Here is a 25,095-nt window from a genome sequence, read left to right on the forward strand (position 1 = left end):
GCGGTTCGGCAGTGGATAATCAGGCTTGGTTTGATTTCACGGGACATCCGATTGTAACCGCCTCAATCTATCATTTGATCAGAACCGGAGCAACAACACCGGTGAATGTATCCTCTGTTAAGGTGGATGATATCACAATCGAAATCGGAGATGCATCGGAGTTGGCACTTCCTGAGACAGCAACTGTTACCTATAGTACAGGAACGACAGAAAGTGTTGCTGTGACATGGGAAGAGGGTGCACTCGAGGCAGCAATTGCAAGCGGAGTCGGAACCTATCAGATAAAAGGTAGTGTCACTGCATTGAATAAAAATTTTGATGTGGTATTGAATTTGACAATTACACCAAATAATCTGATCGAAAACGGAAGCTTTGAGTCCGGATTGGATGGCTGGTCAGTAACAGGTTTTAATACTTCGGATGCTTCATCTAATTCGCGTACGGGAAGAGGTTGCATGCATTTCTATACTGCAGATGCAGGTGCTACAATGACTGCAACCTACCAGGTGACTGTAGATGCGGGAATCTATCGTTTATCAGCTTTTGTTCAGGGCGGCGGAAGCACAGAGAATGTGGATGTCATCACTGTTTCTGCAACCGTTGGAGATGAGGTTTATTCCAATAGTGATGCAGTTTTGTCCGGTTGGAAGGTATGGTCAAATCCAACAGTGAATGATATTTTGGTTACAGAAGATCAGACAGTTCTTACTGTGACATTATCTTTGGCAAATACTACAGCCGGTGTTTGGGGCTCATTTGATGATGTGACATTGTATCGAACCGGAGATTATGCAGTGCATACGCATACCTTTGCAAATCCGGTATTTAAATGGAGCAGTGATTATAGCAAATGTACCGTGACTTATACCTGTACAAATGATGCAGATCATACTGTAACTTATCCGGCAAAAGTGACGAAAAAGGTTACAGCTGCAACAACAAAGAGCAATGGTAAAATCGTATATACAGCGACTTATAATGGTGATAAGAGTACAAAGACCGTTGTGATTAAGAAGATTAAATCCGTTGCACTTTCTAAGACCAGTGTGACCTATAACGGAAAGAGTCAGACTCCTTCCGTTACGGTTAAGGATGCAAACGGTAAAACCATTAGCAGCAAGAACTACAAGGTAACATATACAAATAATAAAAAGGTTGGAACTGCAACGGTTACTGTTAAATTCAGCGGAAAATATTCAGGTACCGTTAAGAAAACATTTAAGATTTTGCCGAAAGCGACTGATATCAGTAAGGTCAAAGCAATCCGCGGAGGATACAAAATTACCTGGAAAAAGCAGACTGCGGAAGTGACCGGATATCAGATTCAGTATTCAACCAGTAAGACTTATGCGAGCAATGTGAAAACATTGACCGTAAAAGGAACCAAAACCACTTCTAAAACTGTGACCGGATTAAAGGCTAAAAAGAAATATTATGTCAGAATTCGAACCTATAAGGTTGTGAATGGAAAGAAATATTATTCTGCATGGCATGGATATAAGATTTAAATGTTTGAGGACATATCAATTATGATATGTCCTCTTTTTTGTTTGCGCGCCATGAACGCGTTTTTTAACAAAAAAACACAATCCCACAATAAAAAACCACATAAAACCACATAAAAGACTTGACATCCACAAAAAGCCACACTATAATAACATTAAAGTTGTATGAATGTGTTGGAAAATGTTGTTTTATATGACATTTTGGGGTTGTAAAAATGAAAAACTTTGATTTATCAAGATCTCCGAAGACGGAGAGAATTGCAAGATTGGTAGAGGATTTGTACGCGAAGATGCCGGAAATCGAATCTGCAAGAGCAGTGCTCTATACAGAATCATTCCGACAGACCGAGAACCAGCCGATGGTGCTGCGCAAAGCAAAAGCGTTTGCGCATGTGCTGGATCAGATTCCGATTATTATCCGCCCAAATGAACTGATTGTCGGAAGTTCGACATTGGCGCCGAGAGGATGCCAGACTTTTCCGGAATTTTCATTTGAATGGCTCGAGCAGGAATTTGACACGGTCGCGAATCGTGAGGCAGATCCTTTTTTTATTGCGGAAGAGACAAAAAAACAATTACATGAAGCTGACAAATACTGGAAAGGACGCACGACCAGCGATTTGGCGCTCAGCTACATGTCGCCGGAAGCGATTCGGGCGCAAAACCATAACATTTTTACGGTCGGCAATTATTTTTACAATGGTGTAGGACATTTCACCGTGCAGTATTGGAAGGTGCTTGAACTTGGCATTGAGGGAATCATGCGCGAAGTCAAGGCGGAACTGGATACCGTGAAACCGTCCGATGCAGATTACGGAACCAAGAGCCGTATGCTCGAATCGTGTCTGATTGCCTGTGCCGGTATTATTCGATATGCAAACCGTTATGCAGCGCTGGCGAAGGAACTCGCGGCAAAGGAGACGAACAAAACACGCAAAGAGGAACTGCTTCGCATCGCAGAGAATTGCACACAGGTTCCTGAAAAGCCGGCACGCAATTTTTATGAAGCATGCCAAAGCTTCTGGTTCGTACAGCAGCTGATTCAGATGGAATCATCCGGACATTCGATTTCGCCGGGACGATTCGACCAATATATGTATCCGTATTATCGGGCAGATCTCGAAGCGGGAGTAATCAATCATGATGATGCACAGGAATTGCTCGACTGCATCTGGGTGAAATTAAATGATTTAAACAAATGCAGAGATGCGGAATCGGCAAAAGGATTTGCCGGATACAGTCTGTTTCAGAATCTGATTGTCGGAGGACAGGATGAGCAGGGACGCGATGCGACAAACGATTTGTCCTTTATGTGCATCGACGCTTCCATGCATGTATTTCTGCCGATGCCATCGCTTTCGATTCGTGTCTGGAATCAAAGTCCGCAGGAATTGTTGTTGCGGGCGGCGGAACTGACGAGAACGGGAATCGGACTGCCGGCTTATTACAATGACGAAGTGATTATTCCATCCCTGATGAGTCGGGGAATTCCATTGGAAGAGGCCAGAAATTACAGCATTATCGGATGTGTGGAACCGCAGGTGATGGGCAAGACACTCGGATGGCATGATGCGGCATTCTTTAATATGGTTCGCCCGATGGAACTGGTATTTACCGGTGGCGTGGATATGGGAGAACAGATCGGACCAAAGACCAAACCGGTGGAAGAAATGCAATCGTTCGAAGAATTCTTTGATGCATATCAGGAGCAGATGAATTACTTTATCGGGTTGCTGGTCAATGCGGACAACGCTGTGGATCTTGCACATAGAGAACGCGCACCGCTTGCCTTTATCTCGACTCTGATGGACGACTGCATCAAGAGAGGCAAGACGCCGGAACAGGGCGGCGCAATTTACAATTTCACGGGACCGCAGGGATTTGGCGTGGCGAATATTGCAGATTCGCTCTACACCGTCAAGAAGCTGGTCTTTGAAGATCACAGATGTACGCTTGCAGAATTAAAGCAGGCATTACGATACAATTTCGGAAAAGAAATCAATCCATTTATTGTCGCGCAGATTGCAGGAGATGTGACAAACAGTTTCCTGGCACAGCATGTGACACCGGAACCGGAGCTGGTTGCAAAAACCACTCAGCAGGTGATTGCATCGGTATCGGAGCAGGACAGAAAACGAATGGAAGAAATCTATGAGATGATTCTGGATTTGCCGAAATTCGGCAATGACATTCCGGAAGTGGACGAAATCGGTCGCGAAGCGGCTTACTGTTATACCAGGCCGCTCCTGCAATACAGGAATCCGCGCGGCGGAATATTCCAGGCCGGCTTATATCCGGTATCTGCCAATGTACCGCTTGGATTCACATCCGGCGCATCGCCGGACGGACGCCTGGCCCGACAGCCTGTGGCTGACGGAGTTTCCCCTTCACAGGGACGCGACGTAAACGGACCGACGGCGGCAGCCAATTCCGTTGCGATGCTGGATCACGGAATCGCATCAAACGGTACGCTGTACAATCAGAAATTCCATCCGACAGCATTGGCGGGACAGGAAGGATTGATTAAATTTATCGATCTGATCCGCACATTCTTTGACCGGAAAGGCATGCATATGCAATTCAATGTGGTTTCGCGTGAGACCCTTTTGGATGCGCAGCAACATCCGGAAAATTATAAAGGACTGATTGTCCGTGTGGCAGGTTACAGTGCATTGTTTACAGGTCTTTCGAAGAGTCTGCAGGATGACATCATCAGCAGAACCGAGCAGGGACTATAGCAGGGACTGTACAACAGGAAAGGATGTGAGGCTTATCGAAGATTACAATCTGATTCGGGGGCGTATCTTTGATATTCAAAGATACAGCATTCATGACGGGCCGGGAATCAGGACCATTGTCTTTTTAAAGGGATGTGTGCTCAGATGCAGGTGGTGCTGCAATCCGGAGTCACAGGAATATGACATCCAGACGGTAAATGCAAATGGCAAAACCCGAATTTACGGAGAAGATGTGACCGTGGCACAGGTGATGGAAACCGTGATGCGCGATGCGGATTATTACCGCAGGAGCGGAGGCGGACTGACCCTGTCGGGAGGCGAGAGTCTACTGCAACCGGAATTCGCAAAAGGCCTTTTGATGGCTGCAAAGGATTATGGAATCGGAACAGCGCTTGAGAGTATGGCATGTGTGGATTATGAGGTGATTGCATCTGTTTTGCCTTATCTGGATACCTATCTGATGGATATCAAACATATGAATCCGCAAAAGCACAAGGCATTCACCGGCAGAACCAATGAACTGATGCTTGAAAATGCCAGAAAGGTTGCCCAATCCGGACAAACAAATCTGATTATCCGGACCCCAGTGATTCCAACCTTCAACGATACGGTGGAAGAAATCAGAGCCATCGCGGAATTCGCAGATAAACTGCCGAATGTGACGAGGCTGCATTTGCTTCCGTATCACAGGCTCGGGCAGGACAAATATCAATGGCTCGGCAGGAAATACGAGATGGGAGAAATCCTTCCACCGGATCAGGAAAAAATGGAAATGTTGAAAAAAACGGTGGAATCAGTCTCAGGATTGGACTGCCGGATAGGAGGTTGAAATGTCAGAGTTGGAACAATTCGACAACAGGACAAGGATTATACAGGAAAGTGTTCCGGGTCGACAGGTGACGCTGGCACATGTGATTGCCAGTCCGGATGAAATCCTCTATGAGAAACTCGGACTGGATCCGCGAATCGATTACGCAAAAGCTGCCATCGGAGTCAGCACCGTGGTACCGTCGGAGACGGCCATCATCATGGCTGACATCGCATTGAAGGCAAGCGGTGTGACACTTGGTTTTGTGGACCGCTTCAGCGGTTCGCTCATCATCACCGGCACAGTCAGCGAAGTGCTTTCAGCAATGGAAGCGATGGAGGACTATGTCAGGGAAAAACTCGGATATACTGTCTGCCCGATTACAAAGACATGAAAAAATTAATTCTGATGGGACGGAGCATGGCTGGAAAAACGACATTGACGCAGGCCTTGCGCGGTGAGGAAATCCGGTATTACAAGACGCAGGATGTCAAACATTACGAAAGCGTCATTGATACACCGGGAGAATATGCGCAGAGTCACCGCCTGGCAAAAGCGCTTGCGCTTTATACCTATGAGGCGGATGTGGTCGGAATCCTTTGTTCGGCGACCGAACCATATTCAATTTTTTCCCCGAATTGTACCAGTCAGGCCAATCGGGAATGCATCGGAATCGTGACCAAAATTGATCTGCCGAATGCCAATGTGCCACTCGCAGACAGATGGCTTCGCAATGCAGGTTGCAGAACAATTTTTCATGTCGATTCCAAGCATGGCGTCGGGATTCAGGAAATCCTTGATTATTTACAGAGTCAGTAATTGAAATTCATATACAGCAGGAGGACATTTTTTATGGTAAATGAATTGGAAATCAAAAAACAAATTTGTGAGATCGGAAAGCGCATCTATAACCGCAACATGGTAGCGGCAAACGATGGCAATATTTCTGTTAAATTGAACGATCATGAATTTCTTTGTACACCAACCGGTGTGTCAAAAGGATTTATGACTCCGGAATACATCTGCAAGGTAGATGAAAACGGAAATGTATTGCAGGCAAACAAGGGATTTAAGCCATCTTCCGAAATTAAGATGCATATGCGTGTGTATCAGAAGAGACCGGATGTCGGATCTGTCGTTCACGCACATCCTGTTTATGCAACCTCATTTGCAATCGCAGGAATTCCACTGACACAGCCGATTATGCCGGAGGCAGTCATTGCGCTCGGATGTGTACCGATTGCAGAATACGGTACACCATCGACCAACGAAATTCCGGACAATCTGGAAAAGTATCTGCCATATTTCGATGCAGTATTGCTTGAGAGCCATGGTGCATTAACCTGGAGCACCGATTTGCTTGCTGCATATCACAAGATGGAATCCGTAGAATTCTATGCACAGCTTCTGTATCAGTCAAAGATGCTCGGCGGACCGAAGGAATTTGATGAGAAGAATATCAAGAGACTGTATGAGATTCGTCAGAAGTTTGGCATGCCGGGTAAGCATCCGGCAAATGTATGTCTGAACAAGACCGAGAAGATGAACTGCCACAATTGCGGATCCTGCGCAGACGAGTATGCAGGAATGCCGGGTTATCAGTACAACTTTGGCGGAGGCAGCTCTTGCGGCAATTGCGGAAGTGAAGAGAATGCAATTGCAGAGATTGTAAAGAAAGTCATCGCAGAAATGAAATAGAGGAGAGCATATCGTGGAAATTACCGAAAGTCAGATTAAAAGCATAGTCGGTGCAGTGATGGCAAAGATGCAGCTGGGTGAAGATACCGGAAATATGCATGGTATCTTTTCGGATATGAACGAGGCAATTGAGCAGGCCAAGAGGGCACAGAAACAGGTGCGTGTCCTGTCGATGGATCAGCGTGAAAAGATTATTTCCATCATTCGCCGCAAAATCAAAGAAAATGCAGAAACCCTCGCCAGAATGGGCGTGGAGGAAACCGGAATGGGCAATGTCGGCGACAAGATTTTAAAGCATATGCTTGTCGCAGAAAAAACACCGGGTACGGAAGATATTCGGACAGAGGCGTGGTCGGGAGACCGTGGACTGACACTTGTTGAGATGGGACCATTCGGCGTCATCGGTGCAATCACACCATGTACCAACCCTTCGGAAACCGTATTATGCAATACGATGGGAATGCTCGCAGGAGGCAATACCGTGGTCTTCAATCCGCATCCGCAGGCAATCCGTACATCGATGTTTGCAATCAATCTGTTGAATGAAGCATCGCTCGAAGCCGGCGGGCCGGATAACATTGCAGTGACGGTACAGCAGCCAACCTTAAAGACAAGCGAGATCATGATGAAACACAAAGATATTCCGTTGATTGTCGCAACCGGCGGACCTGGCGTGGTCACCGCAGTTTTATCCAGCGGCAAGAGAGGAATCGGAGCAGGCGCAGGAAATCCACCGGCGCTTGTGGATGAGACGGCGGATATCGCAAAGGCTGCGGCAGATATCGTCAACGGATGTACGTTTGACAACAACCTGCCATGTATTGCCGAAAAGGAAGTAGTTGCAGTAGACAGTATCTGCGACGAACTGATGCGTGATATGGTACAGGAACAGGGATGTTATCTCGCTTCCAAAGAAGTGCAGGATAAGCTTGTGCATACTGTGATGGATGAAAAAGGACGCCTCAATCGCAAATGCGTCGGACGCAGCGCCAAGGCATTGCTTGCAATGGTGGGCATTGAGGTACCGGACAACATCCGCTGCATCACATTTGAAGGACCAAAAGAGCATCCGTTGATTGCAACGGAACTGATGATGCCGATTCTTGGTGTGGTTCGCGCAAAGAATTTTGAAGATGCAGTAGAACAGGCTGTATGGCTTGAGCATGGCAACCGCCATAGCGCACATATCCATTCCAAGAATGTGGATCGCATCACTTATTATGCAAGGGAGATGGATACCGCAATTCTGGTCAAGAACGGACCAAGCTATGCCGCATTGGGATTCGGAGGCGAAGGCTTCCCGACCTTTACGATTGCAAGCCGTACCGGAGAAGGACTGACCAGTGCTGCAACATTTACAAAGAGACGCAGATGTACAATGTCGGATAGTTTGTGCATCCGCTAAAAAGGAGGAAACAAGATGGAGATGAATGCTTCTCAGATTGAGGAGATCGTGAAACAGGTATTGTCAAATGTATCCGGAATTCCGTCTGTATCTTCGCCGTCTGCAGAGATTCCGCAAACCGTAAAGGTCGGAATGCTGACAGAACTCGGCAAGATGGAAGTCAAAGAATTCCCGATGCCGCAGGTTGGTGATGATGACCTGCTGGTGCGTGTGGAAGGATGCGGCATCTGTGGAACAGATTCTCATGAATACAAGAGAGACCCATTCTCATTGATTCCGGTTGCACTCGGACACGAAGGCACCGGAGAAATCGTCAAAATGGGAAAAAATGTAAAGACAGACAGCGCAGGCAAACCGGTCAAAGTCGGAGATAAGATTGTAACCTGTATGATTTTTAAGGACGATCCGGATATCACGATGTTTGACCTGAACAAAAAGAATGTTGGTGGCGCCGATGTATACGGATTGCTTCCGGATGATGAAGTTCATGCAAACGGATGGTTTTCGGACTATATTCTGGTCCGTGGTGGACTGGGATCTACATTCTTTAATGTCAGCGATCTGGATTTGGACTCACGCATCCTGATTGAGCCGTGTGCGGTTTTGATTCACGCAGTTGAGCGTGCAAAGACGACTGGAATTCTGAGATTCAACAGCCGTGTTGTGGTACAGGGATGCGGACCAATCGGACTGATTTGCGTGGCAGTATTAAAGACTATGGGAATTCAGAATATTGTTACTGTGGATGGTAATGAGCAGAGAATGGAATTCTCACACAGACTTGGCGCAAGCGGTCATGTGAATTTCACACAGCATGATGGAATCGAAAATCTTGCGAATGCAGTCAAAGAAGCCTTTGGCGGACATCTTGCGGATTTTGCATTTCAATGTACGGGTTCACCGGCAGGACATGCGAATGTGTACAAATTCATTCGCAACGGCGGCGGACTCTGCGAGCTGGGATTTTTCATCAATGGCGGAGATGCAACCATCAATCCGCATTTTGATATCTGCTCAAAAGAAATCACCGAAGTGGGAAGCTGGGTATATACCTTAAGAGATTATGTGACCACATTTGATTTCTTAAAGAGCGCAAAGGCAATCGGCCTGCCGATGAAGGAACTGATCACCGACAAATATCCGCTCAGTCGGATTGACGAAGCCTTCAAGAAAGCGGCATCCATGACTGGACTCAAGATCGCCGTGATGCGTGAAGATTTGGCATAAGGAGAATTCTTATGGTGGATGAAAGAGCAGTGGGAATGCTGGAAGTATATGGTCTGGTTTGTGCATTTATGGCGGCGGACAGCGGCTGCAAGGCAGCCAATGTGACGCTGGAACCGTTTGATAAAAATAAACCTGCGAATGCGGACAGCCTTCCGGTACCGCTTCTGGTCACAATTAAATTCCGTGGGACTGTCGATGATGTGACGGCAGCAGTCGAAGCAGGACGCGCAACCGCGGAAGCACTCACCGGAGTCGTGACCAGTCATGTGATACCAAGACCTACGGAACATACCCTGAAAATGCTGGGAATCAGCGGATTTGATGTGAATTAAAAGGAGGAAAACAATTATGGCACAGGAAGCATTGGGAATGATTGAAACAAGAGGATTAACCGCAGCAATTGAGGCTGCAGATGCAATGACAAAGGCAGCAGAAGTTGTACTTGTCGGAACAGAAAAAATCGGATCCGGACTCGTAACCGTAATGGTTCGCGGAGATGTCGGAGCAGTGAAGGCATCGGTAGAAGCCGGCGCACAGAGTGCACAGAGACTTGGAGAACTGGTTGCAGAGCATGTCATCCCAAGACCACATACCGATGTTGAGAAAATTTTACCGGGATTCCCGGCTGCAAAGTAAATGCGTATGGGAACTTCATATGGACTGATTGAAGTTTCCGGTGTGGTTGCGGCAATTGATTCACTGGATGCAATGTGTAAAGCGGCAGAGGTATCCCTCGTTACCTGGGAACGCAAACTGGGCGGACGCCTGGTCACACTGATTGTGGAAGGTGATGTGGCAGATTGTAAGGCGGCTGTGGAGGCCGCAAGCGCAATCTGTGCCGCCAACCGGCATATCCTTGCATCAAGCGGTGTGATTGCAGCTCCGGCGGAAGAGACCCGCAAGATGGTTGCACTTTCAAGAAAGCGCATCGCACCTGAGGAACCGGAAACCCCAAAAACAGAGACGAAAAAAACAGAGACGAAAAAAACAGAACACAAAAAGTCAGATCAAAAACAAAAGCCAAAGAAAAAATAGCAGGAGGACAAAATTATGGCACAGGAAGCATTAGGAATGGTAGAAACAAGAGGTTTGGTAGCAGCAATTGAGGCAGCAGATACAATGTGCAAAGCCGCAAATGTTACCCTTGTCGGCACTGAGAAAATCGGATCCGGCCTTGTAACCGTAATGGTACGCGGAGATGTCGGAGCAGTGAAATCTTCAGTGGAAGCCGGCGCACAGAATGCAGAACGTCTCGGCGAACTCGTTGCAAGCCATGTAATCCCAAGACCACATACCGATGTGGAAGCAATCTTACCAAAGATTAAATAAGCAGATTGTTTGTGCACTGCCGGGAAAGCCGGCAGTGCGAGATTACGGGATTCACAAAAATCGATGAGGAATTCGCAGTGGAAAGACAGGAAATTGAAACAATTACAAAATTAGTGCTCGCCAGTTTACAGGAACAGAGCACAGACAATACCGGCTTTGAAGTGCCGGTCGGTGTCAGCAACCGGCATATCCATCTGTCACAAAAGGACGTGGAGATTCTGTTTGGCGAAGGCCATGTCCTGACACCAAAAAAGGAATTGATGGGTGGTCAGTTTGCATGTGAAGAATGTTGCACCATTGTCGGATTGAAGTTGCGTGCCATCGAGAATGTGCGCGTGCTTGGACCGGCGCGTTCGGCAACGCAGGTGGAAATCGCACAGACGGATGCGCGTAAGCTTGGAATTACGGTTCCAGTGCGTGAATCGGGCGATATCAAAGGATCGGCACCAATTGCAATTGTCGGACCAAAAGGCGCCGTTTATTGCAAGGAAGGCTGCATCATCGCGGCTCGTCATATCCATATGTCACCGGCAGATGCCAAAATGGCGGGACTGGCAGATGGAGATTACGTAAGTGTTGCAGTGGACAATGAGCGTGGAACCACTTTTGACAAAGTGAAGATTCGTGTCGATGAAAGCTTTACTTTGGAAATGCATATCGATACGGATGAAGCCAATGCGGCCGAAATCAGTACCGGCAATAAAGTAAAAATTGTGCGAAAAGCATAATCGTTCACAGGAAGGAAGGGTGTCGAAATGATTGTAGGAAAAGTAACCGGAAGTATCGTTTCCACACGCAAACAGGATAACTTAATCGGCAATAAATTCATGATTGTTGAGCCAATCAGCAGCATGAAGGGAAGCAATGCACAGGTTGTGGCAATTGATAATATCGGCGCCGGAATCGGCGAATATGTATTGGTTGCGCAGGGATCTGCGGCCCGTATCGGCTGTGGCATGCAGGATTCTCCGATTGATGCGGCAATTGTTGGTATTATAGATGACATTGGAAAGCTGGAAAAATAATCTATGAATCTTTCAGAATTAAGTGAAATACTAAAACAAAACGGAATTGTCGGCGCGGGTGGCGCAGGGTTCCCAACCTATGGAAAACTCAGTGAGCGCGCCGATATCATTCTGCTGAATTGTGCGGAATGTGAGCCACTTTTGAAGCTGCACCGTCAGCTTCTGTGCCGGCATGCATCCGAAATTTTAAAGGCATTTGCCCTTGTGGCATCTGTATTGTCTGCAAAGCAGGCAATCATAGGGATTAAAGAAGAATATACGAATACAATCGCGGCCTGTGAAGAAGCGATGAAAGCCTATCCGGTGATTTCCATGCATAAACTTCCGGGAGCCTATCCGATGGGGGACGAAGTCGTCCTTATCTATGAGGCAACCGGACGCGTGGTCAGACCGGGCGGCCTGCCAATCGAACAGGGCGTTTGTGTCTTTAATGTAGAGACATTATATAATATTTATCGTGCAGTATACGAAAACCGGCCGGTGACGGAAAAGTATGTCACCATCGCAGGAGAAGTCCAGGAGCCGCAGACACTGCGTGTCCCAATCGGTATGTCGATTCATGATGTGGTTCAGCTGGCCGGGGGCGTGACAACCGAAGATCCGGTTTATCTGCTCGGCGGTCCGATGATGGGAAATTTTGGAAATGAATTCGGTGTGATTACCAAGACGACAAGCGCCATCATTGTATTGCCGCAAAATCATCCGCTGGTATATCGCAAAAAACCGAATATCGCAATCGCAATCAGGCGGTCTGCGTCGAGCTGCTGCCAATGCAGAACCTGTACGGATTTGTGCCCGAGACATAATCTCGGACATCCGATTGAGCCGCATTTGTTTATGAGAGCATGCAGCAATGCGGACACACAGTCGGTTGCACCATATATCAATACACTGTTTTGCAGTTCGTGCAATGTCTGCGAAATGTATGCCTGCCCACAGGGACTGTCGCCGCGCAGCATTATGGCAGAATTCAAAAACGGACTGCGAAAGAGCGGCGTGAAGCCGCCGGAAGTGGAGGCAAAACCCGTATCGATTCATCGGGAATATCATCGGATTCCGGAAGAAAGACTTGTAATCAGACTCGGATTGAGGCAATATGATAGTAAGGCCGAATTACAGGAGACCGGATGTGCATGCGACATCGCAAAGATTCGCATGTCTCAGCATATCGGAGCACCGGCGAAGCCAGTCGTGGCTGTCGGAGATTCAGTAAAGGCCGGACAAATGATCGGTGAGGCTCAATCCGGATTATCAGTCAATATTCATGCATCCATTTCAGGGACAGTCAGGGAAGTAACCGATGCAGAAGTTGTCATTGCTGCATCGAAAGGAGATTGATTATGCAAAAAGCAATCGGATTGATTGAATTTAAGAGCATTGCTTCCGGCATTACGGCAACCGACAAAATGGTCAAGACCGCCGATGTCGAACTGCTCGAAGCCCAGGCCGTTTGTCCGGGAAAATATATTGCTTTGATTTGCGGAAGTTTGAGCGCCGTAAAAGCTGCTGTGGAAGCAGGTCGCAACACACGAAGTGAAGATTATATTGACAGTTTTTTGCTGGGAAATCCGGATGAAGCCATTTTCCCTGCAATATACGGATGTGTTGAGAATACGGACATTCATGCGCTGGGCATTTTGGAGACCTATGATGTGGCATCCATCATTGTCGCTGCGGATATTGCAGCAAAGACTGCTGCGATACAATTGCTTGAACTACGCCTCGCCAAAGGTTTGTGCGGAAAAAGTTATCTGCTTTTAACAGGAGAGGTCGCAGCCTGCGAAGCTGCAATCGCAAAAGCAAAAAAAGAAATCGCAGATACCGGTATGTTTTTGAGTGATTCGGTAATTGCTCATCCGGACGAGAGGTTGATCAAGACCATCGTCTAGGAAATCCATACAGGACGGTGAATCATGTTAGCAGTAGAGCGACGAAATCTGATTCTTGAAAAATTACAGGACGAAAAATCCGTGATTGTCGGAGAATTATCCGCACAATTTGAAGTTTCGGAAGAGACAATCCGCAGAGACCTCGACAAACTCGAAAAGGAAGGTCTTTGCAAGAAGACATACGGTGGAGCAACTTTATGCGAGACTCCGGGTGTCGAGATGCCATTTATGGTGCGTCGAAAAAAGAATATGGAAGGGAAAAACAAAATTGCCAATTTCATCAGCGAGATGGTGGAAGACGGCGAGCATATCATTGTTGACCCGAGTACGACAAGTCTTGCCATTGTAAATGCGTTGCAGGCAAAAGGCAAAAAAGGCCTGACCATTATCACCAATTCTCTCGAAGTATTGCTGGAAGCAAGCGACCAGAGTGATTGGGAGATTATGTCGACCGGCGGCTATCTCAACGGCAAATATCTTGCACTGGTAGGACCGCGTGCACTTGACGGCATCAAAGCCATGAATGCGGACAAAGTGATTTTGTCCTGCAAAGGATTTGATATGCAAAAGGGCGTGACGGACGCAAATGAATTGTTTTCGCAGGTAAAGCAGGCAATGCTGAATTCGGGAATGAAAAAAATTCTGGTTGTGGATTCGACCAAATTTGACAAGGTGGCATTTTCAAAAATCTGTGATCCATGCGATTTGGATATGGTTGTAACTGATGAAAAACCGGATGCTGCATGGCTGAAATTTTTTGAAGAAAACGGAATTCCATGTATTTATGGAGAATCATCTTGAAACCGATACAAAAACAATTTATAATACCTTAAGATGAATGCAAAGGAGAATTGTCACAATGCCTATTTCGAATCCAAAACAGTATATGCATATGACGCTTTTTTCTCATTTTATCTTTTATATTATTTGATTTCTAAGGGACCATCGTCTTCGGACGAAGGGTCCCTTTTGTTTGATTTATTTCAGGAGGTATGATATGAGACATTTGATGAGTCCGCTTGATTTTACAGTGGAAGAATTACAGGAGCTGCTTCTGCTGGCGCAGGATATCGAGAAGCATCCGGACAAGTATGCACACGCCTGTGAGGGCAAAAAGCTGGCAACCTGTTTTTATGAACCGAGTACCAGAACAAGATTGAGTTTTGAAGCTGCAATGTTGAATCTCGGAGGTAATGTTTTGGGATTCCACAGTGCGAATTCTTCATCCGCTGCAAAAGGAGAGAGCGTTTCCGATACCATTCGCGTAATTTCATGTTATGCCGATATCTGTGCAATCCGTCACCCGAAGGAGGGCGCAGCACTTGTGGCTTCGCAGAAATCCAAGATTCCGGTAATCAATGCCGGTGACGGCGGCCATCAGCACCCGACACAGACTCTGACGGATTTGCTGACCATTTATTCACTCAAAGGACGGTTGGACAATATGACCATCGGTCTTTGCGGAGACTTAAAATTCGGACGCACGGTTCACTCACTGATCAATGCGCTGATCCGCTATCCGAATGTCAAATTTGTATTGATTTCGCCGGAAGAACTGCGCATCCCAAGCTACATCAGAGAGGATGTACTTGAGGCGAACAACATTGAATTTGTGGAACTTGAGCGAATCGAGGAAGCAATCCCGCAGTTGGATATCCTTTATATGACAAGAGTGCAGCGTGAGCGTTTCTTCAATGAGGAGGACTATGTCCGTTTAAAAGATTTCTATGTACTGAACCAGGAAAAATTAAACCGGGCAAAGCCGGATATGATGGTGCTTCATCCATTGCCGCGTGTCAATGAAATCTCTGTTGAGGTGGATGATGACCCGCGTGCGGCATACTTCAAACAGGCACAGTATGGCGTATATGTCCGCATGGCTTTGATTTTGACACTGCTTGGAATTGATGTTGAGAAAGAATAGAGGAGAGAGTGTATGTTAAATATCAGTGGAATTCATGAAGGATTTGTATTGGACCATATCAAGTCCGGCCGTTCGCTTCAGATATATCATGACCTGAAACTGGACAAACTTGATTGCACCGTCGCAATCATTATGAATGCAAAGAGCAACAAGATGGGAAAGAAGGATATCATCAAAGTGGAATGCCCGATTGAGGCACTTGACCTCGATATCCTCGGATTTATCGATCACAATATCACGGTCAACGTCATCAAAGGAGATAAGATTGTGGAGAAAAAGCCGCTGGCACTTCCAAAGCAGATTAAGAATGTCATCCGATGCAAAAATCCGCGCTGCATTACCTCGATAGAGCAGGAACTGGACCATATCTTTATCCTGACAGATGAGGAAAAGGAAGTATACCGCTGCAAATATTGTGAAGAAAAATATGCCGGAAGCGCGGAATAACTTGCCGCACCGCCGGAGGAATGGTAGTATTAAATACGGTAATTTTGTAACAGTTTAATAGATTATGGAAAGGAAATCAGCATGAATGTAGTTTGTTTGGACCTCGAAGGTGTATTGGTACCGGAAATCTGGATCGCATTTGCGGAAGCAACCGGAATTCCGGAGTTAAAGAAGACCACGCGCGATGAGCCGGATTATGATAAGTTGATGAACTATCGACTGGCTATTTTGAAGGAACACGGGCTTGGTTTAAAAGAGATTCAGGATACCATCGCAACCATCGATCCGATGCCGGGAGCAAAGGAATTTTTGGATGCGTTGCGCGAGCGCACACAGGTTTTGATTATCAGTGATACATTTGAGCAGTTTGCAAAACCATTGATGAAAAAACTTGGATGGCCGACCATCTTTTGCAACACGCTCGAAGTGGCAGAAGACGGGACCATTACCGGATTTCGTATGCGCTGCGAACAGTCAAAGCTGACAACCGTTAAACATTTACAGGCAATGGGATTTGAGACAATTGCAAGTGGAGACAGTTTCAATGACCTTGGAATGATTTTGAATTCAAAAGCGGGATTTTTGTTCCGAAGCACGGATGCAATCAAAAAGGAATATCCGCAGCTGGAAGCTTTCGAATCCTATGAAGATTTGCTGAGCGCAATCGAAAGAGAATTATAATCAGGATGATTCATCAGAACAGAGGACAGAGGATATGATCAAAATTGTATCGGACAGTACCTGTGACCTTTCACCGGAACTTGTGGAGCGTTATCAGATTGAAGTGATTCCGCTTCATGTATTGCTGGGAACAGAGGAATATCTCGACGGCAGAAATATCACACCCGATGAGATTTATGCATGGGCAGACAAAAACAAAACAACACCAAAGACATCGGCCGTTTCCATGGAGGATGCATCAACTGCATTTGCAGAAATCCTCGAGAACTATGATGGAATTGTGGCTTTTTCCATTTCGGCAGGAATGTCGACAACCAACAATGTATTGCGCCTTGCGGCAGAAGAGATCGGTGCATCGGACAAGGTGCGTGTCATCGATTCGATGAACCTGTCGACCGGTGTCGGACATCTGGTTGTGGAAGCTGCCATTCTGGCGGCAAAAGGTGCATCTTTGGATGAAATTGAAAAAGCAGTTCTGGACTATCGTCCACGCGTGCGTGCGAGTTTTGTTATCGACACACTGGTATATCTTCATCGCGGCGGTCGCTGCAGCGGCATGGCAGCACTTGCGGGAGGCATGCTCAAATTGCATCCGAAGATTGTTGTCAAGGACGGCGCCATGCTCGTGGATAAAAAATACCGCGGCAAACTGCCCGCGGTAACATTGAATTATGCAAAGGATATGGAGGAGCAATTGCTCCGTGCCAAGCCGGATCGCGTCTTTATTACGCATTCCGGAACCGATCCTGCAATCGTGGAATCGGTTCGTTCCTATCTGGAATCGCTGCATCATTTTGATGAGATCATCGAGACGCATGCAGGTTCGGTGGTATGCAGCCACTGCGGACCTGGAACACTTGGCGTATTATTTATCGATTAACCTATTTGCAAAAACAATCCTGGTAAAATTGCTCCAAATCCGGATAGCAATGCCACAACATGGCACTCAATTCTTCATCCGGCTCGGATAAATCGGGAATCATGACGGTCGGGATACCGGCCGCAACGGCACTTTTGACACCGTTCGGAGAATCTTCTACGGCGATGCATTCACACGGATTAAGATGCAGCTGCGCTGCAGCATACGCATACAGATCGGGTGCCGGTTTGCCATGTTCCACCATGGTTGCACAGATGATTTCGTCAAACAAATCAAACAGATCGACACGCTTCAAAAAGCGGCTTGCGCGCTCGTAATCATTGGCTGTGGCTACTGCAGTGATGATATTGCGGGCGCGTAATTTTTCTAAAATTTCACGGGCATAATGTTTTAATTCTATGCCGTCTTTGAGATAGTCTTCCATCAATTTCACACGATAGGCTTTTATTTTTAAATAATCAAAATCGGGATCGCCGGAGAGCTCTTTCAGATGAGCCGGCGCATAAGGGCGGCCAAGTGAGCGCATATCCAGCGCCTGGCTGTCGGTCATGGAATATCCGTAATGTGCCATGGCCTGCGGCCATGCGAGACGATAATATTTTTCGGTATCGATGAGCGTGCCGTCCAGATCAAAGAGGACTGCACGGATTGTAGGTGCATTCATAGTTTAAACCTGCCTTTTTAATCCTTTTTTGACATTGTGCCACAGAATCGGGGTGGCTTGCAACTTTTATTGGTGCGAAAAAAGAGATAAGATTATTATTTTCGAGGACAAAAATTATTGTTTTGAACCATAGCAAGGTTAAAAAATCATCATAATTTGGGAAAAATCAGAAAAGAATCATTTATGTGATAGCCATATAATGGTAACAGAGATGAAAAAAGAAGAGAATCTAGGAGGGTTCAGATATGAAATTAGGATTTGTCAGTGCAATTTTAGATCAGAATAATTACGAAGAAATGATGGATATTGCATCGGAAATGGGTTTCGAGTGCGTGGAAGTGGCATGCTGGCCACAGGGAAAGGCTGAGCGCCGCTATGCAGGTGTTTCCCATATTGATGCAGAGCGCGTCCTTGAGGATGATGCTTACGCAAAACATATTGTAGATTATGCGAAGGAGAAAGGGGTTCAGATTTCTTCACTTGCATTCTATCCGAATACAATGGATGGAGATTTGGAAAAGAGAAATGCAGCAGTAGAACATTTGAAGGCATTGATCAAAGCCAGCAACAAACTCGGCGTTGGCATGGTGACCACATTCATCGGTCGTGACCAGACCAAGACCGTAGAAGAAAACCTGGAACTGGTGAAAGAGATCTGGCCTCCGATCATCAAGCTTGCGGAGGAGCAGAATGTAAAAGTGGCAATTGAAAACTGCCCGATGCTTTTCGGACCGGATCAGTGGCCGGGCGGACAGAACCTGTTTACCACTCCTGCAATCTGGAAAAAGGTATTTGAGATTCTGCCAAGCAAGAATTTCGGAATCAATTATGATCCAAGCCACTTCGTATGGCAGATGATTGATTACATCAAGCCGTTATATGAATTCAAAGATAAGATTTTCCATGTTCATTATAAGGATATCAAGGTTTATCCGGACAAGTTAAATCAGGTGGGTATCATGGCATATCCGCTTGACTTCATGTCTCCGAAGCTTCCGGGATATGGCGATGTCGACTGGGGCAAATATGTATCCGCTTTGACAGATATCGGATATGACGGATTTACATGTATTGAAATAGAAGATAAATTCTTTGAAGGTTCTCAGGAGAAAGTATTGGATTCTCTGCGCCTTTCAAAGAGATATATGAGCAATTTTGTGATTTAAGCGAAACAGGAGGACAAGTGATGGCAGCAAGACCGATTTACAATCCGGATGGATTTTGCAATGTCGAAAAAGATGGAAAAGTGATTGGATATCAATTCCAATTTAAGGCACAATATTACAGAGGCGTGACATTATCAATCGTGCGCGATCTGAAAGTAAATGTGGATGGCGTGGATGAACCTCGTGAGAATCTCCGCTTTACGGTAAATGGAGAGACTTTTACTCTGGATCAGATGTCTACGGTAATCGATCCGGATTATCGCTGGGAATTCGGAGAATATGCGACTGTGACCGTTTTGCGTGACGGCGGACTGGCAAAGGGTAAACATCATATCAATGCTTTGCAGCATATTGAACCGTCTTATATGCCTTTCCCGATTGATGCAGTTTGCGAGACCGATTTTGAGATTTAGGAGGAACGAGATGAGTCAGGTAAAACGAAGCGTATCTTTATACAGCTATCAGGATGAATATTATTTAGGAAAATTAGATCTCGAAGGATGCCTTCGGGAGACTGCAAAGACAGGAGCAACCGGTGTAGAACTCCTTGCAGAGCAGATGATCAAGCATTTCCCGAATCCAATCGAGGATGAAAAATTCCGTGAGGAATGGTTTGCTTTATTAAAAAAATACAATCTGACCCCAAGCTGCTATGATGCATTTTTGGAGAATCGCATTTTTGGCAATCGTATGCTTTCTGTCGGAGAGCAGGTCAATATGATGAAGAGAGATCTTCGCCTTGCAAAGCTGCTTGGCTTCCCGGAAATCCGTACCCTAGTATCCACACCGATGGATGTCATCGAGGGCAGTCTGGAATATGCGGAAGAGCTTGGTGTTAAGATTGGTCTGGAAGTACATGCGCCATTCTCACTGAATTCGGGATGGGCAGATGGATATCTGGAGATGATCAACCGCACCGGTACCAAATATTTCGGATTCATTCCGGATATGGGAATCTTCTGCAGGAATATTCCGGATGTATTGCGTGATAAGGCACGTCAGCTGGGTGCACATGAAGAATGTATCAAAATCGTGGATGATGCGTATGCAAAACGTGTATCTGACGGATTTGTAAAGATCAAATACGATTTGGATCTTGGAAAAGCCAATATGGAATATCGTATGGCAAACGGAATGAGAGAGATGATGGAAGCGGTTGAAAAGGCCGGCGGAAATGATGCAGACAAGATGTATGCAGGATCTTCTTTCACCTATTCCTGGTCAGAACCGCAGGATATCATTGACAATATTCAATATATCACACATTGCCATGCAAAATTTTACAATGTATCAGAGGATTATGTAGAGACAGCAGTTGCCGTTCCTGAAGTTGTTGCAGCATTTAAGAAGGCCGGATATGATGGATTCTTAAGCTCAGAATATGAAGGTGGAGAGCACTTGCGTGTATATACTGATGTGGATTCCATTGAGCAGGTACGCCGTCACCAGGAATGCTTAAGAAGAGCAATTGAATAAGAGAGAGAAGGAGAATTAATATGTCAAAGAAAGTTCTTGGAATTTCCTTTGGAAGAAAAATGAGCAATTGCGACATCATGGTAAAACATGCCCTGATGGAATGTGAGAAAGCAGGCTGTGAGACCGCTTTTATTCGTGCGGATGATTTGAAAATCAACAATTGTACAGGTTGTATTGCCTGCGTGATCGGTATTATGAGCGGACGCGGCAGAGGGTATTGTGTACAGCATGATGATTTTGATATCCTCGATGAATGCATCATGCAATCGGATGCGGTCATCCTTGCATGCCCGACATATGAGACATCCGTCACCGGCCGCTTCAAGACCATTTGTGACCGTATTGGACCGAGTCATGATTTCAGTTTTCGCAAAGTTGCAATTGAGGAAGGCGAAGCAAAAGGAATTCCGGAAGAACAGCTCCCTGATAAGCGTTGCCTGAAGCCAAGAACGGCAGCTTTGATTTCGGTCGGCGGTGCTATGACCGAGAACTGGATTGCATTGACCATGCCGATGATGTACGAATTCACTTTCCCGATGGGCATCGATGTCATCGATACCGTAGAATATTGGGGCGCGATGGCACATGAATCTGTGCTTGGTTATCCGGAGATGATGGACCGCATGACAAAGGTGGGACAGAATATTGTCGCTTCACTTGAGGCAACTACCGAAGAAGAACGCATCAAATGGCGTGGTGATGAAGAAGGATGTTGTCCGGTTTGCCATACGCGTCTGATTCAGATTGCGCATGATAAGAAGACTGCAGACTGTGTTGTTTGCGGAAGTCATGGCACATTTGAAATTGTGGATGGACGCCTGGAAATGCATTATACAAAAGAAGAGATGGAGCGCTCACGACTGCGCTGGGCAGGCAAACTCGAGCATTCCACTGAGATTAAGACGCAGGCTCAGCCGGCGGGAACCATTACCAATTTAAAAGAACTCAAAGCACCATATGCTGCATTTGATCGACCGCCGTTTGAACCGGATCCGAATGCGCATGGCAATATTCAAAAATAATTTCTGTACATACGGACAAAAGCTAAGGCCGACAATTGTCGGCCGTTTTTGTGATTAGGCATGTCATATTTACTGTAAAATTGTAGCAACATAATGCGGTTTTACGCTTTAATAGATTGACAATTATAACAAATTAAAAGAAATGTTTGACAAATGACGGGCGACATGTTATATTAAACTCAACAAAAGGAATCCAATAAGGAGGTACAGTCCATTGGGATAGTTCAGAATTGGTAAGAAGCAACCCCTTTGATCCCGGAAGAATGATTCAAAAACAGTGGTTAATCAAACAAAAGAATATGGGCAATGAAACACATTGGCACCAACCATCCACTAAGAAAAATGAAGAACAGGAAACCGGATGAGAAGTAAAAAGAAGATAAAGAAGGATGAGGTAACGGATAATTGAATATTTCGAAGGAATAGGCACCTGATGTAATCAAGAGGATTCATCAGGTGCCTGTTCTGTTTTAATTGGAGGTTTTCTATTCAGGGGTTTTCTGTTAAACTGTTAGATAAGAAAATGGATAAGGAGTTATAGAATGAAAATGAAAAAGAAAATTATGGCGGTGCTGCTTTGCACGGTTCTTCTTTTGAATACGGGATGCTCTTTTTTTGAAACCTCATATGAAGAATACGAATTAAGTGATACCATTCTCGGAAGTACCGATTTTTCGGAAATGAAATATGAACATTTCGATCCGACCGCGGTAAAGAAGACAATGGAAGGAATCCGCAAGGATATGGAGGATGCGGATAACGCAGAACAGATTGTAAAGGATTTTGAATCAATCGAAGATGAGCTCGCAGTAATGGAAGCCTCGTATTCGCTTGCACAATTATACAATTCTCTGGATGCAAATGATGAATATTACCAGGATGAACTCGTTTATATCACGGAAGTATATGATGAAATCAGAGACCAGTATTGCATCCTCGGCAAAGATGCACTGGAATCACCTTGCGCGGATGTGTTAAGAGACGCGTGGGATGAGGATGATGTGGACCTCTTTGAAAATTATCAGGCGATGACCGACAATCAAAAGAAGCTTCGCAAAGAGGAACAGAGCCTGGAGAATGATTACAATAAGGCTGCAGTCAAGGAATTTACCTATACCATCAACAATCAGGCATATACAATGGACAGTCTGCTTGATGCCGTATATGCAGGCAACATCACTTATGACCAGTATGTCGAAGGCTATTATGGCTGTATGAACGCAATGGCCGATACGCTTGCACCGATTTACGTGGATCTCGTAAAGGTGCGTATGAAAATTGCGACAGAAGCCGGATATGAGAATTACAATGAATATGCATATAAGGACAGTTATGACCGTGACTATACACCGAAGGATGCGCAGGAATTTTGCGATGTGGTCAAGAAAGAGATGGTTCCGGCATTTCATACACTGACCCAAAATATGAATTCGATGGCAAGCACGCAGCTGGATATGTGGTCAAATTCAAAAAGCGTGGACGATAAGCTTGAAACGATTCGCAAGTATCTTGCCAAAGTGGATCCGGTTTTGGAATCCAATTTTGACTATATGAAGAAGTTTCATCTTTATAATGTCGAATATGACAAGAAGAAGAGCGATGGCGGATTTACCACCTTTATTCCGGTTTATAATGAACCGTTCCTGTACAGTCAGCCGTCGGACAGTTTCTATGATTTTATGACATTGATTCATGAATTCGGACATTTCAATTCCTTCTGTGTCAATGTCAAAGAAGCGAGTCAGTCCGTGCAGAATCTTGATCTGGCGGAGATTGCATCACAGGCTTTGGAATTGCTGTACACCAATTTCTACGGGGATATGCTCGGCGAAGGGCTTGGAGATGCAGCTTCTGAATATACACTTTATCAGCGCGTAGACAGTGTACTCGAAGGCTGCATGTTTGATGAATTCCAGAGAAGAGTCTATGAACTGGATGAGGCGAGTGTTTCTACCGACAAAATCAATGCAATCTTTGTAGAGGTTGCGGATGAATATTTTAAAGGTGAATATACAAAAGGAAAGGGAGATACGCTTTGGGTGATGGTATCACACAATTTTGAGTCTCCGCTCTATTATATCAGTTATGCGGTTTCCGTAGTACCTGCACTTGAGGTATGGGAAATTGCACAGACCGATTTTGACAAAGCCTGCAAGACCTATATGGATATTGTCCGCGCCGGCGAGGGAGACGGATACAAGGAAACCCTCGAAAGAATTGGTGTCGGAACTCCGTTTGAGGACGGTACCATGAAAGGAATTGCAGATATGATTATCAAGCAGGTGCAGTAAGAATGGAATATCAATATCATACAAATCAATTGTCAAAACAGGTTCCCGTAAGCTGGGAACCTGTTTTGGATTGCGGGAGCCTTCCGCTCCTTTTATTCCCGTCGTTGAAGCAGTTGGATTTTGTGTCGCATTGCTTTTCAACACGCATGGGTGGTGTGAGCGAAGGCATTTTTTCAACGATGAATTTAAGTTTCACCAGAGGTGACAAGGAACAGCACGTCCGCGAGAATTACCGGCGTATCCTGCAGGCGCTTGGAACAGACAGCAACCATGTTGTCTGCTCTGACCAGACGCATACGGTCAATGTGCGCCGCGTGACGGAGGAAGACGCGGGAAAGGGTGTGGTATGTCCAAAAGATTATACGGATGTTGACGGGCTGATTACCGATGTCCCGGGACTTTGTCTTGCAACCTTTTTTGCGGATTGTGTGCCGATTTATCTGGTGGATCCGGTGCATCAGGCAATCGGATTGTCACATTCCGGATGGAGAGGCACGGTCAGCCGGATGGGGCAGGTGACACTGGAGGCAATGCATGATGCATTTGGAACACAGCCGCAGGATGTCTATGCAGCCATCGGACCAAGCATCTGCAAAGACTGTTATGAGGTCAGTGAGGATGTTGCAATGCGCTTCGTGCAGGAATTCGGCAGTGAAGTCGTTTGGCCGCTGAATGCAGAGGTAAACATTGAGCAGAAATATCTGCTGGATCTGTGGCGTTCCAATGAGATTGTTTTGACCACTGCAGGAGTCAGACCGGAGCGAATCGAGACGACACAGCTTTGTACCTGCTGCAATCCGAAATTGTTATTTTCGCACCGTGCCAGCCATGGCAAAAGGGGCAATCTTGGTGCATTTTTGATGATCAAATCATCGCTTGCAACTGAGAAAAACTCATGATAGAATAGGATTCGTTTCAGG

At 45.8% G+C, this 25,095-nt stretch carries 28 protein-coding genes; 27 read left to right on the forward strand and 1 reads right to left on the reverse strand.

Annotated features, from left to right (window positions below):
• From CSX02_RS00525 to CSX02_RS00625, 21 genes are all read left to right on the forward strand, one after another.
• Positions 1 to 1,508: Ig-like domain-containing protein (locus CSX02_RS00525; RefSeq protein ID WP_189281249.1), on the forward strand; the 1,508-nt coding region annotated here is incomplete at its 5' end.
• A gap of 212 nt (positions 1,509 to 1,720) precedes the next feature.
• Entirely contained in the window at positions 1,721 to 4,243 is a 2,523-nt protein-coding gene (locus tag CSX02_RS00530; RefSeq protein WP_099385233.1) for a glycyl radical protein, read from the forward strand.
• Positions 4,244 to 4,277: 34 nt separating this feature from the next.
• Positions 4,278 to 5,072 carry a glycyl-radical enzyme activating protein gene (locus CSX02_RS00535; protein ID WP_099385263.1) on the forward strand — a complete coding sequence of 265 codons (795 nt, stop codon included), beginning with the start codon at positions 4,278 to 4,280 and terminating at the stop codon, positions 5,070 to 5,072.
• A 1-nt stretch (position 5,073) separates the two neighbouring features.
• Complete coding sequence (locus CSX02_RS00540) at positions 5,074 to 5,445, forward strand: BMC domain-containing protein (protein WP_031546334.1); 372 nt, start codon at positions 5,074 to 5,076, stop codon at positions 5,443 to 5,445.
• Positions 5,442 to 5,870: a EutP/PduV family microcompartment system protein gene (locus CSX02_RS00545; protein ID WP_031546335.1), complete on the forward strand. Its 429-nt coding sequence runs from the start codon at positions 5,442 to 5,444 to the stop codon at positions 5,868 to 5,870. The genes CSX02_RS00540 and CSX02_RS00545 overlap by 4 nt, the downstream gene beginning before the upstream one ends.
• A 33-nt stretch (positions 5,871 to 5,903) precedes the next feature.
• The gene (locus CSX02_RS00550; RefSeq protein ID WP_099385234.1) at positions 5,904 to 6,749 is read left to right on the forward strand and encodes a class II aldolase/adducin family protein; all 846 of its coding nucleotides are present in this window, start codon (positions 5,904 to 5,906) and stop codon (positions 6,747 to 6,749) included.
• Positions 6,750 to 6,762: 13 nt separating this feature from the next.
• Positions 6,763 to 8,154, forward strand: a complete 1,392-nt coding sequence (locus CSX02_RS00555; protein WP_099385235.1) for an aldehyde dehydrogenase family protein — start codon at positions 6,763 to 6,765, stop codon at positions 8,152 to 8,154.
• A 15-nt stretch (positions 8,155 to 8,169) separates the two neighbouring features.
• Complete coding sequence (locus CSX02_RS00560) at positions 8,170 to 9,381, forward strand: zinc-binding dehydrogenase (RefSeq protein WP_099385236.1); 1,212 nt, start codon at positions 8,170 to 8,172, stop codon at positions 9,379 to 9,381.
• A gap of 11 nt (positions 9,382 to 9,392) precedes the next feature.
• Positions 9,393 to 9,713 (forward strand): BMC domain-containing protein, encoded by a 321-nt coding sequence (locus tag CSX02_RS00565; RefSeq protein WP_031546339.1) that lies wholly within the window; start codon positions 9,393 to 9,395, stop codon positions 9,711 to 9,713.
• A 16-nt stretch (positions 9,714 to 9,729) separates the two neighbouring features.
• Entirely contained in the window at positions 9,730 to 10,017 is a 288-nt protein-coding gene (locus CSX02_RS00570; protein ID WP_031546341.1) for a BMC domain-containing protein, read from the forward strand.
• Positions 10,018 to 10,023: 6 nt separating this feature from the next.
• Entirely contained in the window at positions 10,024 to 10,416 is a 393-nt protein-coding gene (locus CSX02_RS00575; RefSeq protein ID WP_099385264.1) for a BMC domain-containing protein, read from the forward strand.
• A gap of 15 nt (positions 10,417 to 10,431) precedes the next feature.
• The gene (locus tag CSX02_RS00580; RefSeq protein WP_031546345.1) at positions 10,432 to 10,710 is read left to right on the forward strand and encodes a BMC domain-containing protein; all 279 of its coding nucleotides are present in this window, start codon (positions 10,432 to 10,434) and stop codon (positions 10,708 to 10,710) included.
• Between the two features lie 77 nt (positions 10,711 to 10,787).
• Complete coding sequence (gene pduL, locus CSX02_RS00585; protein ID WP_031546347.1) at positions 10,788 to 11,438, forward strand: phosphate propanoyltransferase; 651 nt, start codon at positions 10,788 to 10,790, stop codon at positions 11,436 to 11,438.
• A gap of 27 nt (positions 11,439 to 11,465) precedes the next feature.
• Positions 11,466 to 11,735, forward strand: coding sequence for a EutN/CcmL family microcompartment protein (locus tag CSX02_RS00590; protein WP_031546349.1), 270 nt, complete (start codon positions 11,466 to 11,468; stop codon positions 11,733 to 11,735).
• Between the two features lie 3 nt (positions 11,736 to 11,738).
• Positions 11,739 to 13,073, forward strand: coding sequence for an SLBB domain-containing protein (locus CSX02_RS00595; protein ID WP_099385237.1), 1,335 nt, complete (start codon positions 11,739 to 11,741; stop codon positions 13,071 to 13,073).
• 2 nt (positions 13,074 to 13,075) lie between these two features.
• Entirely contained in the window at positions 13,076 to 13,624 is a 549-nt protein-coding gene (locus tag CSX02_RS00600; RefSeq protein ID WP_099385238.1) for a BMC domain-containing protein, read from the forward strand.
• Positions 13,625 to 13,648: 24 nt separating this feature from the next.
• Positions 13,649 to 14,425, forward strand: coding sequence for a DeoR/GlpR family DNA-binding transcription regulator (locus CSX02_RS00605; RefSeq protein ID WP_099385239.1), 777 nt, complete (start codon positions 13,649 to 13,651; stop codon positions 14,423 to 14,425).
• Positions 14,426 to 14,621: 196 nt separating this feature from the next.
• A complete protein-coding gene (gene pyrB, locus CSX02_RS00610; protein ID WP_031546365.1) occupies positions 14,622 to 15,548 on the forward strand; it encodes an aspartate carbamoyltransferase in 927 nt (308 codons plus the stop codon).
• Positions 15,549 to 15,560: 12 nt separating this feature from the next.
• Entirely contained in the window at positions 15,561 to 15,995 is a 435-nt protein-coding gene (locus CSX02_RS00615; protein WP_031546368.1) for an aspartate carbamoyltransferase regulatory subunit, read from the forward strand.
• 81 nt (positions 15,996 to 16,076) lie between these two features.
• On the forward strand, positions 16,077 to 16,676 hold the full coding sequence (gene thrH / locus CSX02_RS00620) for a bifunctional phosphoserine phosphatase/homoserine phosphotransferase ThrH (protein ID WP_031546370.1): 600 nt from the start codon (positions 16,077 to 16,079) through the stop codon (positions 16,674 to 16,676).
• 34 nt (positions 16,677 to 16,710) lie between these two features.
• Positions 16,711 to 17,556 (forward strand): DegV family protein, encoded by an 846-nt coding sequence (locus CSX02_RS00625; RefSeq protein WP_031546373.1) that lies wholly within the window; start codon positions 16,711 to 16,713, stop codon positions 17,554 to 17,556.
• 1 nt (position 17,557) lies between these two features.
• On the opposite strand, the gene CSX02_RS00630 is transcribed toward CSX02_RS00625, so the two are convergent.
• Positions 17,558 to 18,220 (reverse strand): HAD family hydrolase, encoded by a 663-nt coding sequence (locus CSX02_RS00630; protein WP_099385240.1) that lies wholly within the window; start codon positions 18,218 to 18,220, stop codon positions 17,558 to 17,560.
• A gap of 245 nt (positions 18,221 to 18,465) precedes the next feature.
• Here CSX02_RS00630 and CSX02_RS00635 point away from each other — a divergent pair, with 245 nt between their 5' ends.
• The 6 genes from CSX02_RS00635 (at position 18,466) to pgeF (ending at position 25,074) form a co-directional block, all read left to right on the forward strand.
• Positions 18,466 to 19,386, forward strand: coding sequence for a sugar phosphate isomerase/epimerase family protein (locus tag CSX02_RS00635; protein ID WP_031546378.1), 921 nt, complete (start codon positions 18,466 to 18,468; stop codon positions 19,384 to 19,386).
• 20 nt (positions 19,387 to 19,406) lie between these two features.
• Positions 19,407 to 19,799, forward strand: coding sequence for a C-glycoside deglycosidase beta subunit domain-containing protein (locus CSX02_RS00640; RefSeq protein WP_031546380.1), 393 nt, complete (start codon positions 19,407 to 19,409; stop codon positions 19,797 to 19,799).
• A gap of 10 nt (positions 19,800 to 19,809) precedes the next feature.
• Positions 19,810 to 20,862: a sugar phosphate isomerase/epimerase family protein gene (locus CSX02_RS00645; protein ID WP_099385241.1), complete on the forward strand. Its 1,053-nt coding sequence runs from the start codon at positions 19,810 to 19,812 to the stop codon at positions 20,860 to 20,862.
• Between the two features lie 20 nt (positions 20,863 to 20,882).
• Positions 20,883 to 21,884, forward strand: coding sequence for a flavodoxin family protein (locus CSX02_RS00650; protein WP_099385242.1), 1,002 nt, complete (start codon positions 20,883 to 20,885; stop codon positions 21,882 to 21,884).
• Positions 21,885 to 22,432: 548 nt separating this feature from the next.
• Positions 22,433 to 24,175, forward strand: a complete 1,743-nt coding sequence (locus CSX02_RS00655) for a gluzincin family metallopeptidase (RefSeq protein WP_143248108.1) — start codon at positions 22,433 to 22,435, stop codon at positions 24,173 to 24,175.
• Between the two features lie 2 nt (positions 24,176 to 24,177).
• Entirely contained in the window at positions 24,178 to 25,074 is an 897-nt protein-coding gene (gene pgeF / locus CSX02_RS00660; RefSeq protein WP_099385244.1) for a peptidoglycan editing factor PgeF, read from the forward strand.
• The last annotated feature ends 21 nt before the right edge of the window (positions 25,075 to 25,095 follow it).

This window comes from Agathobacter ruminis (assembly GCF_002735305.1).
GTDB classification, from domain to species: domain Bacteria; phylum Bacillota; class Clostridia; order Lachnospirales; family Lachnospiraceae; genus Roseburia; species Roseburia ruminis.